At 30.7% G+C, this 16609-nt stretch carries 15 protein-coding genes; 6 read left to right on the top strand and 9 right to left on the bottom strand.

The genetic code is table 11. The features are described from left to right. Nucleotides 1–99: 99 nt before the first annotated feature. Genes aroB through G0Q09_RS07530 form a run of 4 tightly spaced genes read left to right on the top strand, consistent with a single transcriptional unit; the run spans nt 100 to nt 3450 of the window. Nucleotides 100–1152: a 3-dehydroquinate synthase gene (gene aroB, locus G0Q09_RS07545; RefSeq protein ID WP_114999381.1), complete on the top strand. Its 1053-nt coding sequence runs from the start codon at nt 100–102 to the stop codon at nt 1150–1152. After that, nucleotides 1140–1676, top strand: a complete 537-nt coding sequence (gene msrB / locus G0Q09_RS07540) for a peptide-methionine (R)-S-oxide reductase MsrB (protein ID WP_219034445.1) — start codon at nt 1140–1142, stop codon at nt 1674–1676. The genes aroB and msrB overlap by 13 nt, the downstream gene beginning before the upstream one ends. A 46-nt stretch (nt 1677–1722) precedes the next feature. Further along, nucleotides 1723–2109, top strand: coding sequence for a hypothetical protein (locus tag G0Q09_RS07535; protein WP_038336995.1), 387 nt, complete (start codon nt 1723–1725; stop codon nt 2107–2109). 9 nt (nt 2110–2118) lie between these two features. After that, entirely contained in the window at nt 2119–3450 is a 1332-nt protein-coding gene (locus G0Q09_RS07530) for an MATE family efflux transporter (RefSeq protein WP_219034444.1), read from the top strand. A gap of 162 nt (nt 3451–3612) precedes the next feature. Here G0Q09_RS07530 and G0Q09_RS07525 read toward each other — a convergent pair whose 3' ends face one another. From G0Q09_RS07525 to G0Q09_RS07485, 9 genes are all read right to left on the bottom strand, one after another. After that, on the bottom strand, nt 3613–4887 hold the full coding sequence (locus G0Q09_RS07525; protein ID WP_219034443.1) for a TolC family protein: 1275 nt from the start codon (nt 4885–4887) through the stop codon (nt 3613–3615). Between the two features lies 1 nt (nt 4888). Next, nucleotides 4889–7996 (bottom strand): efflux RND transporter permease subunit, encoded by a 3108-nt coding sequence (locus G0Q09_RS07520; protein WP_219034442.1) that lies wholly within the window; start codon nt 7994–7996, stop codon nt 4889–4891. Nucleotides 7997–8009: 13 nt separating this feature from the next. Continuing rightward, nucleotides 8010–9140 carry an efflux RND transporter periplasmic adaptor subunit gene (locus G0Q09_RS07515; RefSeq protein ID WP_219034441.1) on the bottom strand — a complete coding sequence of 377 codons (1131 nt, stop codon included), beginning with the start codon at nt 9138–9140 and terminating at the stop codon, nt 8010–8012. A 41-nt stretch (nt 9141–9181) separates the two neighbouring features. Beyond that, the gene (locus G0Q09_RS07510) at nt 9182–9880 is read right to left on the bottom strand and encodes an MgtC/SapB family protein (protein ID WP_219034440.1); all 699 of its coding nucleotides are present in this window, start codon (nt 9878–9880) and stop codon (nt 9182–9184) included. A 249-nt stretch (nt 9881–10129) separates the two neighbouring features. Continuing rightward, nucleotides 10130–11497 carry a HAMP domain-containing sensor histidine kinase gene (locus G0Q09_RS07505; RefSeq protein ID WP_219034439.1) on the bottom strand — a complete coding sequence of 456 codons (1368 nt, stop codon included), beginning with the start codon at nt 11495–11497 and terminating at the stop codon, nt 10130–10132. Continuing rightward, nucleotides 11481–12170, bottom strand: a complete 690-nt coding sequence (locus tag G0Q09_RS07500; protein WP_114999365.1) for a response regulator transcription factor — start codon at nt 12168–12170, stop codon at nt 11481–11483. Before G0Q09_RS07500 ends, G0Q09_RS07505 begins: the two co-directional genes overlap by 17 nt. Nucleotides 12171–12289: 119 nt before the next feature. Further along, on the bottom strand, nt 12290–12979 hold the full coding sequence (locus G0Q09_RS07495) for an SDR family NAD(P)-dependent oxidoreductase (protein ID WP_114999363.1): 690 nt from the start codon (nt 12977–12979) through the stop codon (nt 12290–12292). Further along, nucleotides 12948–13937 carry an ABC transporter ATP-binding protein gene (locus G0Q09_RS07490; protein ID WP_219034438.1) on the bottom strand — a complete coding sequence of 330 codons (990 nt, stop codon included), beginning with the start codon at nt 13935–13937 and terminating at the stop codon, nt 12948–12950. Before G0Q09_RS07490 ends, G0Q09_RS07495 begins: the two co-directional genes overlap by 32 nt. Continuing rightward, nucleotides 13934–14938, bottom strand: coding sequence for a FecCD family ABC transporter permease (locus G0Q09_RS07485; RefSeq protein ID WP_219034437.1), 1005 nt, complete (start codon nt 14936–14938; stop codon nt 13934–13936). Before G0Q09_RS07485 ends, G0Q09_RS07490 begins: the two co-directional genes overlap by 4 nt. Before the next feature lie 85 nt (nt 14939–15023). On the opposite strand from G0Q09_RS07485, the gene G0Q09_RS07480 reads away from it, so the two are divergent. Together G0Q09_RS07480 and G0Q09_RS07475 are read left to right on the top strand one after the other, a co-directional pair. Then, nucleotides 15024–15386: a hypothetical protein gene (locus G0Q09_RS07480; RefSeq protein ID WP_219034436.1), complete on the top strand. Its 363-nt coding sequence runs from the start codon at nt 15024–15026 to the stop codon at nt 15384–15386. A gap of 272 nt (nt 15387–15658) precedes the next feature. Further along, entirely contained in the window at nt 15659–16609 is a 951-nt protein-coding gene (locus G0Q09_RS07475; RefSeq protein WP_219034457.1) for a TQO small subunit DoxD, read from the top strand.

The following is a 16609-nucleotide window of genomic DNA, read 5'->3' as shown; positions in this document are numbered from 1 at the left end:
ATTCTATCGACAGCCCTCCTAAAATAAATCATTCAAAATATTTGGTTGATGTAAAAAGGTCGTCGTAATTTTAGGCACATTTTAAAAACATTTTTCATTTTGAAATCAGCTCCGATTCATTTTGGTTCAATCGCATATATATTAGACGATTACCTTGCAAATAACACTTTTTCTTCTATCTTCTTTTTGGTAGATGAGAACACTCATGTGCATTGTTTACCGCTATTATTAGCCGATTTGGACAATATTTCTGCTTACGAAATCCTTGAAATTGACTCTGGAGAAGAAAATAAAAACATCGATACTGTAACTAATCTTTGGTTAGCATTAAGCGAGTTGGGTGCAGATCGTCATTCATTAGTTATTAATGTTGGTGGTGGAGTTTTAACCGATATGGGAGGTTTTATGGCTTCTACTTTCAAGCGTGGAATCAAATTCATCAACATTCCAACTACGTTATTATCGCAAGTTGATGCTTCTGCTGGTGGAAAAAATGGAATTGATTTGGAAGGAATGAAAAACATGATTGGGACATTTACACAGCCAGAAATGGTGTTAGTTGATCCTAAATTTTTGTTGACATTAGAGCAACGTCAAGTAAAATCTGGCTTAGCCGAAATGTTAAAACATGGTTTAATCAAGAACCGTGATCATTGGGATAATTTGGTGCAATTACCTTCGCACGATGCCGAATCTTTAGCTCCTTTTATCATGGATTCTATTCATATCAAAGAAAATGTGGTTGATAATGATCCATATGAAAAAGGTGAACGCAAAATTTTAAATTTTGGTCATACAATAGGTCATGCTATAGAAAGTGAATCTTTAGAAACTGATTTTCCGCTTTTACATGGAGAAGCAATTGTAATCGGAATGATTATTGAGACATTCCTTAGTTATGATCAAGAATTAATTTCTAAAGCTGATGTGGAAGAGGTTTGCGAAAGTTTTTCGTCAATGTATGCATTAAATACAATTGATATGAAAATTTTTCCGAACTTAATGGAATGGATGAAACACGACAAAAAAAATCAAAACAATTCAATCAACTTTAGTTTGATCAACAAGATTGGAAATTGTCGTTATGATGTAGTTTGTACTGAAGAAGAAATCAGACAAGCTTTTGAAAAATATAATCAATGGATTGCCTAAAAAAATATACTTCTTTTTTTGTTGTTGGATTAATATTGAGCCTTATGGCTGCTTGTACATCTCAACACAAGAAAGAAGATGCTAAAGTAGAACAACCTTCAAACACTGTTACGATGAACGAAAAACCTCAATTCAATATCAATAAGTCAAACGAAGAATGGAAAAAAGAACTTTCTTCTGAAGAATATTATGTTTTAAGAGAAGCTGGAACAGAACGTCCTTTTACAGGAAAATTCAACATGCATTTCGAGAACGGAATTTATACGTGTAATGCGTGTGGAGAAGAATTGTTTTCTTCTTCTTCTAAGTTTGATGGACATTGTGGTTGGCCAAGTTTTGACAAAGAAATAAAAGAAGGTAAAATCGTAGAACGCGTAGACACTTCGCACGGAATGAAGAGAACAGAAATTCTTTGCGGAAATTGCGGAAGTCACTTAGGACACGTTTTTGATGACGGACCTACAGAAACTGGTTTACGTTATTGTGTGAATTCGCTTTCATTAGATTTCAAACCTGTAAAATAAAATCAAAAAGCTGTTTCGACAGCTTTTTTTAATGCAAAAATACTTTATGAAAATACTTCGTATTATTATCGTTCTTATCTTATTGTTATTAATTTATAACGGTGTTTACAATTACAATTTAATGGTGAATATAAGAACTACCGATCGTCCAATTAACCCATTGCGTTATATCTTTTTCGGCTTTTATTTCTTATTAATTCTGTTGAATTTGATTGAATATATTCGAGGAAAATTTACTTACGGATCATTCAAAAAAGTAATTTATTATTTGATTTTCGCTGGGTATTTAGCATGTATTTTCATGTTCAAATACAACGATTATCACATTCCGGGCTTACCACTTTTAGGTTATTTCACATTGGTCGGAACTACCTTATTTATGTTGAGTCAAATCATCAAAAACAAACCTCCATACAAACGCGTAAAAAAATAATTTTTCGAAATGAATTTGGTTTCGGATAGAATTACGTTCAAACAAATTAATCAATTAGCTATTCCTGCTATATTTTCGGGAATTGCCGAATCTCTTATTACCTTAACCGATATTGCGATGGTGGGTAATGTAAAAGAGTATTCGGTTGAAGCACTTGCTGCGACTGGTTTAGTTGGTTCTTTTCTTTCAGGAATTATCTGGATTGTTACCCAAACCAAAACCTCTATTTCGTCTTTGGTTTCGCAAAGTTTTGGAGCAAATAAATTGGAAAGTCTCAAAACTTTAGTTCCGCAAGCGTTGTATTTCAATCTATTTTTGAGTTTACTTATTTTTGTCCCAACGTATTTTTTTGCACAAAATCTATTCGAATTGTACAATGCAAAAGATTTGGTTCTTCAATTTTCGGTCGATTATTACAAAATCAGAGCATTTGGTTTTCCATTAACACTTATTTCGCTCACTCTTTTTGGAGCATTTAGAGGAATGCAAAACACCGTTTGGGCAATGAAATGTAGTTTAACAGCTGCTTTTGTTCATGTGTTTTTAGACTATATTTTAATTTTTGGAGTAAATGGAATAATTCCTGCTTATCATATCAAAGGCGCTGCCTATGCAAGTCTTATTGCACAATTGATAATGGTAATTATGGCGTTTTACTACTATTTCACGAAAACTTCATTTGGGTTAAATCCAGGAAAAACCATTCATCCACTTTTTAAGAAATATGTCAACTTAAGTTTCAATTTTATTTTACGAACAGCTTCGTTGAATGTTGCATTTTTTCTTGCCAATTCTTACGCCACCGATTATGGAAAAGATTATATCGCCGCGCAAAGTATTTTGATGAATATTTGGTTATTCTTTTCATTTTTTATTGATGGTTATGCAGGTGCAGGAAATGCTATGGCAGGACGATTACAAGGCGAACGAAATTATCCTAAACTTTGGATTTTAAGCAAAGATATTTCCAAATATTCTGTTTTAATTGCGTGTATTTTAATTACTATTTGTTTCATTTTTTACAATCAAATTGGGCAAATTTTCAATCAAGACCCGAATGTTTTGACTATTTTCAACTCTGTATTTTGGATGGTTTTATTAATGCAACCAATCAACACATTGGCTTATATTTTTGATGGTTTTTTCAAAGGAATGGGCGATGCAAAACTCTTGCGAAACAACTTAATTGTCGCAACATTTCTTGGTTTTCTACCAACCATTTATCTTGCAGATTACTTTGGTTTAAGTATTTATGGAATTTGGATTGCATTTGGCATTTGGATGTTTTTACGCAGTTTTCCGTTGATATATATTTTTAGAAAACGAGTTTTGAATCAATAAAAAAAGTCGCACAAGAGCGACTTTTACAATTTATCTAAATTCTATTTTTCTTAAGGTGTAGAAATAGAAGCTTGTTGAATTTTTCCGTTGAAATATGTCCTAGACATTTAATTGAAAAATCATCACGAAAATAATTCATAAATCTTTAGAGTTAGTAAAGATTTAAAAATCAATATCCCAAATTCCTACTACTCTTTCTAAATCAATAAGACCTGAAGCACAATTATAAAGAGTTTCCAAATATTGATTTTGAGTTTCATTATAAGTACGTTGAGCATCTAGAACCTCTAACAAAGACGAATTTCCTCTTTTGTAACTGTATTTTTTAGCCTCTAATATTAAATTCGCGTTTTTTAATATATCTATTTCAAATTGTTTCAACTGTTTTTTATAACCTTCATACAACTCATATGCTTCTTTTACTTGAGATTTAATTTCTAATTCTATTTGTTTATAATTTAGCTCCTCTTGTTTAAATTGCATTTTAGCAACCTTCAATTCATTATTATATTTATTCGAAAATTTCAATGGAATATTTACTCCTCCTTTAATTTGTGTGAACTGAGGAGTTTCTGCTATCAAATTTCTAACAGCTGTTGAATGCTCTAATCCTAAAATCAGTCCCAAATCTATTGCACGATTTGCTTTGGCTAAATCAATCATTCTTTGACTAACATCTTTACTTTGCAAGGCTACTAATAAATCTGTTCGATTACTTAAGGCCATTTCAGTCAAATTGATTAAATCAAAATCACGTTGAAACGTTTTCAAATCTCCTACTGTAGAAAATAAATCTGCATATTGATCAATTCCCATAAAAGTTGACAATCGAATTTTTGATGTAGCAAAATCTGTTTCTGCTTGTATTATTTCATTTTTTAATGACTGAGTTTCTAATCGACTTTGTCTTGCATCAGTTTCAGAAATCTCTCCTAATTTGAATCTTATTTCATCCGAATTTGCTAACTGATTCATCATGTTATAAGAATTCTCTTTTACATTCAACATTTCTTTCTGATAGATTGTTTGAAGAAATCCTAATGTTGCGTCTGCTTTTAAATTTTTGAAATAATCTAAAAGAATTAATTTCGTTAATTCAAATTCACTTTTAGCTAAATTAATTCGAGCTTTTCTTTTTCCTCCTAATTCTAAAACCCATCCAACTTCCGCTGAATATCCAAGTCCCATTTTTCTTTTGGCTTCTCCATTATCAAAATATTCAAATTGAAGCTCGGGATCCGCAAATGCTTTTGAACTTAAAATTTCTGTTTCGGCAATATCTACATTAAAGCGTTCTGCTGTATAAGAAATATTATTTGCCTGAACTGTTTCTATAAATTTTTTATAATCTAACTCGCTTTCACTTGTTGTTTGAGCAATTAATTTAGTATTTACTATAAACAAACTACACACAACTAATAACCAATATTTTTTCATTTTAATCTTGTTTTTGATTAACTGATTTTTCTACTGAATCTTTTCCCCATTTCTTTTCGATCATATAATACAAAGCTGGAAGGGCAAAAAGTGTAATGATTGTTGAGAATAATAATCCGTATACGATAACCGTTGCTAATGGACGTTGAACATCTGATCCTATTCCTGTTGCCAATGAAGCTGGTAATAATCCTAGAATCGCAACTGTGGCTGTCATCAAAACAGGTCTGAAACGATTTTTTGTTCCTTCTATAACAGCTTGAGAAAGTTCCATTCCTTTATTTTTCAGTAAATTGATTTGAGAAATCATAATCACTCCATTCTGAATTGCAACTCCGAATAATGCAATAAAACCAACTGCTGAAGATACATTCAACGTCATTCCTCTTACATTTAAAGCCAACATTCCACCGAATATCGCCAAAGGAATAATTCCTATTAAAAGCAAAGCTTGTCTCAATTTACCGAATGCTGCATATAAAAGTATAAACATGACTAATATTGCAATTGGAATAATAACTGAAAGTCTTTTATAAGCTCTGTCTTGATTTTCAAACTGTCCACTCCATTTAATATGATATTGACTATGATCATAATCAATATTTTGTTCTATTTTATTTTGAGCTTCTTTTAGGAAAGAACTTAAATCGCGGTCTCTCAAATTCAGTTTTATTGTCAAATGACGTTTATTCATTTCACGCGTAATTGTACTTTCTCCTGTATTTAGTTTTACATCCGCAACTTGCGCTAATGGTATTTTTACACCATCTACATTTGTCAAAGTTAATTGTCTTATTTTTTCTGGTGTATTTCTACTATCTTCTTTATATCTACAAGTAAAATCATATACTCTATCATCTGAAAATATTTGAGAAATAGCTTTTCCTCCAATTGCGACTTCTATTAATTCTGAAACATCAGAAACATTCAATCCATATTGTGCAATTTTATCTCGATTAGCATGAATTTGAAGTTGAGGTAAAGGCGGTTCTTGATCTATTGATACATCAACAGCACCTTTTACCATTTTTAATTCTTTCATGATATTCTCAGTTATTTTACGTGTTTCAGTAAAATCTTTTCCATATATTTTTACAGCCAACTCACTATGTGCTCCTGAAATTTTATCCATAACGCCATCAATCATTGGTTGAGAAAAACCAACTGTATATCCTGGCATACTAGCATACTCTGATTCTAATTCTCGAATCAAATCATTCTTAGTTTTTCCTCTAGGCCATTCTTTATACGGTTTCAGTCCTATTGAAACTTCAAAATGAGATGCTGTCCATGGATCTGTTCCGTCATCATTTCTACCAGCTTGAACCATTACATAAGTAACTTCGTCATATTTCATTGTATGTTCTCTCAATACATTGCTCATTTCTTTTGACTTCTCTACCGATAATCCTGGAGGTAATTCTACTTGTAACCAAATAGAACCTTCGTCTAATGTTGGTAAAAAATCTTTTCCAACAGAAATAGATAATACTGTTGCACTAGCAAGAACAATAAGTAATGGTAGAATAACTTTTTTGGGTGTAGCAACTATTTTCTTGATAACCTTTGAATAAGAATTCGTTAGCTTTTCCAACCATTTATTATGATAAATTTTTCTTGGCTTTTTATACATTACAAATGCTAATCCTGGGATTAATAAAAGTGCAACTGATAAAGCTCCAAATAATGCATAACCAACAGTAAAAGCCATCGGAGTAAAAAGTTTACGTTCTACTCTTTCAAAAGCGAACAATGGTAAATAAGCTGTTATAATAATTAGTGTTGCAAAAAATATTGGTTTTGCTACTTGCTTTGCAACCGTTGAAATAGTTTTCTCCTTTAATTCTTCTTTTGGATTTTCCTCTCTTTTTTTCAAAACGGTTTCCATCATCACAATAGCTCCATCTACAATAATTCCGAAATCTATAGCTCCTAACGAAAGTAGATTAGCTGGAATAGATGTAAAATGCATTAATATAAATGCGATAAGCAATGAAATAGGAATTGTTATAGCTACTAGAAGAGCTCCTCTCCAACTTCCAAGAAATACAATAAGTACAATAACGACTAAACAAATACCTTCCATTAATGTGTATGAAACAGTATTAAGTGTTGTATCTACCAAATCTGTACGATCTAAAAATGCATGTATTTTTACATCTTTTGGCAATAAATCATTATTCAATTCATCTACAGCTTCATGAATACCTTCTAAAACTACAGAAGTATCTTCTCCTTTTAACAATAAAACTATCCCTTCAATTCCGTCACTATGATTTCGGCTTTTATCGCTATAACCTAAAATTCCTTTTCGTTCTAAGTTTCCATATTTTAATTCGCCTATATCTGATAATAAAACAGGTACACCTTTTTCTGATTTAATAACAATCTTACCAAAATCTTCTAAATCTTTTACAAGACCTATTCCTCTAATCACATATCCTATATCTCCTTGAGGTAATGTACTTCCTCCTGCATTAATGTTGTTTTTTTCTATTGTTTCTACAACATCATTTAACGATACATCATACTGAGTTAATTTATTTGGATCTATTTCTATTTGATATTGCGTTGTGATTCCTCCAAAATTTGTTACTTCTGCAACTCCTGAAACTTGATTAATTCTTGGTACAACAACAAAGCGTTGTAAATCTGTTAATTCTCTTAAACTCTTTGTGTCACTTTCAATAATATAACGAAATACTTCTCCAATAGGAGATGTTAAAGGATCTAATCCTGGTTCAGCTCCATACGGCAACTCAATATCATTCAATCGTTCTTGAATTCTCATACGAGCCCAATAATCATCTACTCCATCTTTAAATACAATCGTAATTATAGATAATCCAAATGTACTTTTGCTACGCATAACATGCATACCTGGTAAACCATTTAGCTCTCTTTCTATTGGAATTGTTATTTGTTGTTCTACTTCTTCCGCAGCCAACCCAGGAACTTGAGTTACTACTTGCGAAGTTACATCAGCGATATCAGGATAAGCTTCGATAGATAATTGTTTCCAAGAATAATATCCAAATAATGCAGCCAAAGAAAACAAAGCTACCATTAACCATTTTTTGGCAATCGCCATTTCTATTAGTTTATTCATCACAATAGCTTATTTATTTTGCTCCCATTAAAAAAATACCTCCTTCAATCACTACTCTTTCTCCTACTTTTAAACCATCTGTAACACGAACAAAATCGTTATTTTCTGAAGTTCCAATTGCTTTTACTTTTGCTTTTCGATATTTTCTATCACCTATTTTCACAAAAACATATTGATTTTCTTTTTCTTGAAAAACAGCTTTTGCAGGAAGGATTATCTCTTCTTTATCTAGACTATTCAATGTTACGTTAACATACATTCCTGGTTTTAAAACAAATTGATTATTATTCGTTTCTATAAGCACATCAACACTCCTCGTTTCTTCATTTAGCAATTGTCCTATATTAATTACTTTTCCTTCGAATATTTTTGATGGAAAAGCATCAACTGTAAATGTTATATTTTTTAACTCTTCTAAGAAGCCTAAATTATGTTCTTTTACTTGTGCCGAAATCCATACCTTTGATAATTCTGCTACTGTAACTAAAGCTTCATGATCTTCTTTTATGAATTGACCAACAACTAAATCGCTGCTTACAACTCGTCCAGAAATAGGAGACCGAACAATTAAAGATTGCCCCATTCCTACTCTAGAAGATGAATTAAAAACTTTCAATGATGCAGCAGTTTGATCTGTTGCTATTTTCTTTAACTTGTAATCTGTCTCAGCCTCCTCTAATTCTCTTTTTACACCTACAGCATGATTGTATAAATCTTTTTGACGTTTCAAATTCATTTCTGCTTGTTTTAACTCTTGCTGAGCTGAAAAATATTCTTGCTGAGCTGAAAAATATTCTGAAGATTTTATTTCAAAAATGGGAGAGCCTTTTTTCACATACTGTCCCAATGTGACGAAAGATTTTACTATGCGTCCTGCAAAAGGCGATGCTACCTGAGCAAATCGTTCAGGAATTGCTTTTACAACTCCTGTCGAACTTAACTCCGATTCTATCGTTTGAAGTTTTGATGTTTCTAATTTCAATTTAGATTCTATTGGAGAATTTTCTGATAATTCTATTTCATTATTTACCCAATAAAAATCTGGATTATCAGTTTGCTCTGTTTTATTTTTACAACTATTCGTCAAAAACATTGTACTTCCTACTAAAAGCAGTATAAAATGATTTAATCTTGTTATTTTCATGAGATATTTTTTCTGTATATTCTTATTACTGTTTATTATTTTTACACTTCGTTACTTATAATTTCCCAACGAATTTTCTGGACATCTTTTTCAATTGTTAATCGACTTGCTATTTTTTCTAAAAGACTATCTTGTTGATTTAAAGCTGATATTTCTGCTGAAATCATTACAGAATCATTTATTAAATCATCATCACTTGAAAGAGACTTCATCATAAGATTTTCATTATTCTCTATTGATCGCATTAGTAATACTCTCAAATGATTTTCTACATCATTTCTACATTTTATAACCAATAAATATTCAGTATCCTTGTGGTTTTTATTTTTGAAAGAATAACGATAAATGTGATTGCTAATTGGTCTTAATAATAGATGGGCTAACATTATAATTGAAGTAAGTATAACTGCTTCTATTGAAAGTCCTGAACCGACAAATAACCCAATTGCTGCTGAACACCAAATGGTAGCGGCAGTATTCAATCCTCTTACACTTAATCCATCTTTCATGATTACTCCAGCGCCCAGAAAACCTATTCCGCTGATAACATATGAAGCTATTCGTCCTACTGCATCACCTCCGATAGAATAAGACATTAATATAAACGCTGCTGAACCTACACATACTAAAGTATTTGTTCTTAATCCAGCACTTTTTTGACGATATTCTCGCTCTAAACCTATTGCAGCTCCTAATAGAAAAGCTAATCCTAGCTGCATTGTAAAATTCATTAAATTCATTTTATTTCCTTTTTTAAGACAAACCAAAGTTTCAATTATCTCAAAAGCAGTTATAAATGAATCTTAAGTTTATTGTTTGACAAATTGGGAATCTGTTTCCATTATATTTTTTTCTGGTGCAAATTTACAATACATCAAAAGCTACTGCTGTTAGAAACCCTATAGAAGAATATTAGAATTTTATTAGAACAAAAAAAGCCTGCTAAATAGCAGGCTTCCATTATATTTTTTTTAATGATTTAAGTTTTATTATGACTTCTTCAATACGATCTGAAAAATAGTCTCTTTTCCTTCTTCGGAATATAATTCTAAACGAGCATCATGTAAATCGACAATTTTCTTTGTCAGAGGTAATCCTATTCCTTGTCCTTGAATATTTTTATGTTTATCACTTCTAAAAAAAGGTTTAAAAATCAATGCTAATTCTTCTTGATCAATTTTATCTCCTTTATTAATAAAATTAATTTTCACGTCTTTATCATCAAAATCAACTTGAACAATACAACTATTATTAATTGAATATTTGCAAGCATTTTCTATTAGATTAGTAAAAGCAACCTTTAATAAATACTCATTTCCTATAACTGCAACTTCGTTTTCTTCTTCTGGTATACTAATAAAATTTAAATTTACTTTATACTCTTTATTGCTTTTTTGAATTTGCGCAACAGAATCTAAAAGTATTTCATCAATCCGAATCGTTTTAAAATTTATTTCCGAAGGATCATAACTTGCTTTTGCCATATCAAGCAAACTATTTGAAAGACGAACAATTCTTTTCGTATCATTCAATGCAAATTGGATTAACTGTTGATACTCTTCATTAGTATGCACTTTATCTACAGCCATTTCTAACTCTGTTATAATTGCAGCCAAAGGTGTACGAAGTTCATGTGCAATATTAGAAACAAAGCTTTTTTGTGCATCAAAAGAGTTTTCTAATCGTTGCAACATTTGATTAATTGTTGTTGTTAATTCTGCTAACTCATCTCCTTTTGACTTCAATTCAATTCTCAAATCTAAATTCGAAGCAGAAATTTGTTTGGCTTTATTTGTTATTTCTTTTACTGGATTGATTGCTTTATTTGTAAAAAAGAAAGCAGACAAAATAATTAATAGCAAAGAAAGAATATAAATCAGTATGATGTTTTTCAATAAATTATTTATTTTACTGTATCCATATTCGTCTAAAGCAGCCGCTGTTACAATGTAATGATTGCCATCTACAACATAATTCATTCCAACCACTTGCCATTTATCTTGATAAAAAATTACAAATCCTTTTTGTTGTATTTCATCAAATAATTCGTCAGTTTCTTTTACAAAATCTATTTCAACTGCATCATGATAAAGTAGTTTTTTATTTTGATTATAAACCGCAACTTCTACTTCATTGATTGTTTGTCTATTATTATGATAAATATTATGTAAAACTTCTGAAGGAACTTTAGCTTTAAGAAAAAGATTTGATTTTGTAATTGCTTCTTTTTTCAATAATTCAAAAAACTCTTTTTCTCTATCTTTTTTAGCTGAATAATAAATAATAAAAGCAAAAAAGAAAAGTATTGCAGCTGTAAGTAGAGTGAATAAAATCGTCAGTCTAACTCTTATTTTCATCTTTCTTAAATATAAATCCCTGACCTGTTTTTGTGTGAATTAGTTTTGTAGAAAAATGTTTATCAATTTTATTTCTTAAATAATTTATATAAACATCAATAAAATTAGTTCCTGTATCAAAATGTGTGTCCCAAACATTTTCTGCAATTTCATTTCTAGACAAAACTCGTTCTTTGTTTTCTAACATATATTGAAGCAATCGAAATTCTTTAGGAGTTAAATCAATTTCTTTTTCTTCTCTTTTTATAATTTTAGTATGAAGATTCATCTCTAAAGTATCATATTTTAATAAAAAGGATTGTGAATTATGATTAAAATTTCTTTTTGATAAAACCCCTATTCTAGCAACAAGTTCTCGCATTTCAAAAGGTTTCACCATATAATCATCTGCACCAGCATCAAATCCTTCTACTTTATCATCTGTTGTTCCAAGAGCTGTTAACATAATAATAGGAAGAAAAGGTTTCTGTTTTTTGATTTCTTGACAAAAATCTAATCCACTTAATTTAGGTAAAATTATGTCAGATACAATTAAATCATACTCTTCGCGAAGAGCTAATTTAAGTGCCATTTCACCATCATAAACTACAGTAACTTCGAATCCATTTTCTATTAATCCTCTTCGAATTAATTCAGACATTCTTTGATCATCTTCTACTACTAAAATATGCATACTACAAAAATAAGGTTTTAGTTTTAAGGATATTCCATTAATTTCAAATAAAAAAATCTGCATAAAAACTTATTTTTTTATGCAGATTATATCTTTTTAAAGATTCTTATTACGTTTTTTTATGGCGTAGAAATAGAAGCTTGTTGAATTTTTCCGTTAAAATATTTCCAACCATTCAATCCAAAATCAACCAAATATTCGGCCATTTCATCTGGTTGTAAAGGCGCAATATATCCCGGAAACGCTTCTTCTAACATTTCTGTTTGCACCGCTCCTAACGCCACTGCGTTTATTCTTGGACCAAGTTCATTTAATTCTTCTGCTAACAATTCAGTCAAATTAACCGTTGCAGATTTTGAAGACGAATAAACAGACAAACCAGGAAATTTCACCGAACCTTGTACAGCTCCCATTGTCGAAATATTAACTACATGAGAAGATGTATCAAATTTTGGCATCAAAACTTGTATCAATCGGTATGGTGCCATAAAATTAATTTGCCAAGAAGTTAACAAATCCTCTTGTTGCATTTCTATAAATGGTTTGTTGATACAAACTCCCGCATTATTGTACAAAACATCTACTTTATTCCAAGATTCCACTGCTTTCAAAACATCTGAAATCTCATCAAAATTAGCCAAATCAACACCGATAAACTGATATTGATTTTCTTTTGCAAAAGCTGTTAATTCCTTCAATTTATCTACATTTCGAGAGACTGTCAACACTCGATTTCCTAATTCCAAATGTTGTTTTGCCAATTCAAAACCAATTCCTCTACTCGCTCCCGTTACAATTATATTTTTCATAGTGTTGTACAAAATTTACAATTTCTTCTATCGTTTCAAACTTTATTCCTTCAAAGATGATGTTATTTTCTGTGATTTCAATATGATTTTCCGCATTATTTTCTACAGAAATTCCATTTCGAATTAAGGCATTTTTCACCCAAAAAGCTAATTCCGAATTTCCTTTTACACCAATCGTTTTAGAAAATGATTTTTGTGTTGAAAAACGATTATTTTTTTTATCATACGTTAAATTTTGATTAGATAATTTCTGAATAATTTGATGTTCAAAAGCCATTTGTTCTGGAATATTTTCGAAAAGGTTTCCATTTTCAATCCACCAAATTTTATCCGCTTTTTCCAATGCAAAATCAACTTCGTGCGTAATCATCAGAAATGATTTATCTGTTTTCAATTTTAATTCATTCAACAAATTGAAAATTCGATATTGATTCGCTAAATCTAAATTAGAAGTTGGTTCATCTAAAATCACCAATTTCGCATCTTGACACAACGCACGCGCAATCATCACCAATTGCAATTGACCTTCACTTATTTCATTCGCAAATTGATTTGCCAAATTCGAAATTCCTACCAATTCCAAAACCTCATCAATTAAATTTTGTTCATCCTCAGAAATCTTTTTCAAAACCTTGTGATAAGGCAAGCGTCCCATCGCAACCAATTCCGAAACTTTAATTTTTGGAACAATCGACAAACGTGGTAAAACGACTGCAATTTGCTGTGCAATTTCTTGAGAAGATAATTTTTTGATCGAATTATTTTCTAAATAAATTTCTCCATTCAGTGTTTTCTGAAAACCTAAAATCGAATTAATCAAGGTTGATTTTCCTGCACCATTTTTACCTAAAACAGCTATCAATTCATTCGAATTTATAGTCGCATTTATGGTTGAAACAATTTCTTTTGAACCATATCCAACCGAAACATTTTCTAATTTCAAAACGGTATTTTTCATCGCACTTCGTTTTTATTATTCAACAAAATACTAATGACAATTGGAGCTCCAAACAACGCTGTGATAATATTGATTGGTAAAGTTCCAAACGGAAAATCTTCGGTCAAAATCGAAAATAATAACATAAAAAATATACCTGAAACGAAAATCCATCGGTACAAAATTTTCATATCGCCTGTTCGTAACAATGTTCTGCAAATATGTGGAACTGCCAATCCTATAAAGCTAATTGGACCTGCGAAAGCCGTTGCTGACGCCGTTAATAATGCTGTTGAAATTAAAATTGTAAAACGTAATTTTTTGATATTAATTCCTAATGATTGTGCATATTTTTCACCTAATAATAAGGCTGTAATTCCTCGTAAAGTAAATAATGAAACGATAATTCCGCTCAAAACAAATAAACCAAAAACGCCTAATTGTTCCCACGATAAACCGCTCAACGAACCGAATCCCCAAACTAAATACGCTTTTATTTTATCGGAAGGAGCAAAATATTGCATCATACCAATTAATGCGCCCGCTAAACCAGCAATCATAAATCCGATAATCACCAAAGAAGCGGATGATTTGACACGAAATGATAACGAAATTACTAAAAACAACGCGATAATTGCGCCTAAAAATGAAGCAATAATTGTAATCCAAGGATTATTGAGAAATTCTTCTAAACCTATCATCGAAAAAAGAAAAATCACAATCGCAACGCCTAAACTTGCCATCGAAGTTATTCCTAAAACAGAAGGTTCTGCCAACGGATTCTTGAATAATTCTTGCATCAAAAAACCTGAAATTGGCAACGAAATACCAACCAATAAAGCAGTTAATGATTTTGGTAAACGAAAATTGAGCACAAGATTATGCAACATTTCGTCTGAATGACCAGAAAATACATTAAAAATTTCAGTGAAAGAAATCGAGACTTTTCCAACGCTTAAACTCAAAACGAAAAGTAAAAGTGTTAGAATTATTAAAACAAAAAATAGTGGTTTTTCTTTCATCAAGACAAAGATAGAAATTCTAATAATTTCTTAAAGTTTAATTGTGAATTGGTTTTTATTGAAAATTAATGATTAGTTTCGTTTCATGAATTTTAGAAGTTTCGTTTTAATCATCTCTTCGATTTTTGTGCTACTTACGCCATGTAGCATCAAAGCTTCTATTCATACGATTTTGGACGTAGAAAATGTTCATCAAACAAAAACTTCTCAAGTCAAAATCAATCAAAATCATTCGAATTCATGTTCTGTTGTTAAGTTTGAAACGATTAAAAAATCAACAAAGAATCTTGATGTTCCGAATTTTGATTTACCAGATTCATCGATTCATTTCATTGGATTAGCACGTTCTTCATTAATTGAAGAAGATATTGATTCGAATGAAATTCAATCACCAAAAATCCCTTTTTATCTGTTGTATAAGCAATTGAAGTATTCGTTGATGCCTTAATTTTTCACAATTAATTTAGACAACAATATTCAATCACTTATACTTATTTGTACATTATTGAATTAAAATTCGTCAATTCGAGTGATTTTTCGAAATAAAAAAAAGAAAAATTGTATCGAGAATTATGATGAATTTTATCTTCTAAAACCTTATTCTCGATACAAAATTCTTGCAGAATTTCACTCGAATTGACGGTTTTAGACTACAAAACTAAAAATGCACATTTAGGTAATTTATACAAAAAATTCATGCAAAATAAATCTGTTTTATCAATGGGTAATGCTGTATTGGCGTTACGTTTAGTCATTGGTTGGACGTACTTTTCTGCCTTTTGGAGGCGTTTAATTTTAGAAAATAAACTTGATCCAGAAGCTGCGGGTTATATTGGCGAAAAATTCAATCATTTTTTACCAAATGCCCTTTTCATCAAACCACTTATTCAATATTTAGTCGAAAATCCTGAAGCGTTGCTTTGGAATATGTGGATTTTCACCATTGTAGAAGGCGTTGTTGGCTTACTCTTAATGCTTGGTTACAAAACACGAATCTTGAGTATTGCTGTTTTCTTTTTGGCAATGGGAATTTTACTTGGTTCGGGCTGGATCGGTACAACTTGTTTGGACGAATGGCAAATTGGCGTTTTAGGATTAGCTGGAGGCTTTACACTATTTCAGGCTGGTTCGGGCAAAATTTCATTGGATTATTTTTTCAATAAAAATCAATTTATTCAACAAGAAAATAATTGGAATTCAATTTCATTCCAAAAATATAGACCTCATTTTGTAGGTTTTAGTTTTTTTATTTTATTCGTTACTTTGTTTACAAATCAGGTTTTTCATGGTGGAGTTTACGGGACTTTGCTCAATAAATCTGTCAAACCAAAAGTAGAAATCACGAATTTAAAACAACATCAAAACAAGGTTTCATTTGATGTAATGCGAATAGAAGGCGCGGATGTTTATGGCTCTTTTTTGATTCAAATCGATTTTCATAATCATCAAAATGAAATAATTGAAAGTTTGGATATGAAAGAGTTATCAAATTTAGACAAACAACAAATTTCGAATTATTATGTAGCAAAAGTTACACCGCACAAACACAGTTTGGTGTTACCTTTGGGTGCAAAAGCAAATCTGAATTTTGATATTTCAGACAAAATTCACAAAGTAGTTTTAACCGATATAAGCGGATTACAATGGGAACAAACAATAACAAATTTATAG

It is taken from the genome of Empedobacter falsenii (genome assembly GCF_019308355.1).
GTDB classification, from domain to species: Bacteria; Bacteroidota; Bacteroidia; order Flavobacteriales; family Weeksellaceae; genus Empedobacter; species Empedobacter falsenii_B.
This window is presented reverse-complemented; position numbering and strand designations above follow the sequence as displayed.

Excerpts from the sequence above, each read along its gene's own strand:
- msrB (WP_219034445.1), top strand. The coding sequence starts at position 1,140 with ATGGATTGCCTAAAAAAATATACTTCTTTTTTTGTTGTTGGATTAATA.
- G0Q09_RS07535 (WP_038336995.1), top strand. The coding sequence starts at position 1,723 with ATGAAAATACTTCGTATTATTATCGTTCTTATCTTATTGTTATTAATT.
- G0Q09_RS07530 (WP_219034444.1), top strand. The coding sequence starts at position 2,119 with ATGAATTTGGTTTCGGATAGAATTACGTTCAAACAAATTAATCAATTA.
- G0Q09_RS07525 (WP_219034443.1), bottom strand. The coding sequence starts at position 4,887 with ATGAAAAAATATTGGTTATTAGTTGTGTGTAGTTTGTTTATAGTAAAT.
- G0Q09_RS07520 (WP_219034442.1), bottom strand. The coding sequence starts at position 7,996 with ATGAATAAACTAATAGAAATGGCGATTGCCAAAAAATGGTTAATGGTA.
- G0Q09_RS07515 (WP_219034441.1), bottom strand. The coding sequence starts at position 9,140 with ATGAAAATAACAAGATTAAATCATTTTATACTGCTTTTAGTAGGAAGT.
- G0Q09_RS07510 (WP_219034440.1), bottom strand. The coding sequence starts at position 9,880 with ATGAATTTAATGAATTTTACAATGCAGCTAGGATTAGCTTTTCTATTA.
- G0Q09_RS07505 (WP_219034439.1), bottom strand. The coding sequence starts at position 11,497 with ATGAAAATAAGAGTTAGACTGACGATTTTATTCACTCTACTTACAGCT.
- G0Q09_RS07500 (WP_114999365.1), bottom strand. The coding sequence starts at position 12,170 with ATGCATATTTTAGTAGTAGAAGATGATCAAAGAATGTCTGAATTAATT.
- G0Q09_RS07495 (WP_114999363.1), bottom strand. The coding sequence starts at position 12,979 with ATGAAAAATATAATTGTAACGGGAGCGAGTAGAGGAATTGGTTTTGAA.
- G0Q09_RS07490 (WP_219034438.1), bottom strand. The coding sequence starts at position 13,937 with ATGAAAAATACCGTTTTGAAATTAGAAAATGTTTCGGTTGGATATGGT.
- G0Q09_RS07485 (WP_219034437.1), bottom strand. The coding sequence starts at position 14,938 with ATGAAAGAAAAACCACTATTTTTTGTTTTAATAATTCTAACACTTTTA.
- G0Q09_RS07480 (WP_219034436.1), top strand. The coding sequence starts at position 15,024 with ATGAATTTTAGAAGTTTCGTTTTAATCATCTCTTCGATTTTTGTGCTA.
- G0Q09_RS07475 (WP_219034457.1), top strand. The coding sequence starts at position 15,659 with ATGGGTAATGCTGTATTGGCGTTACGTTTAGTCATTGGTTGGACGTAC.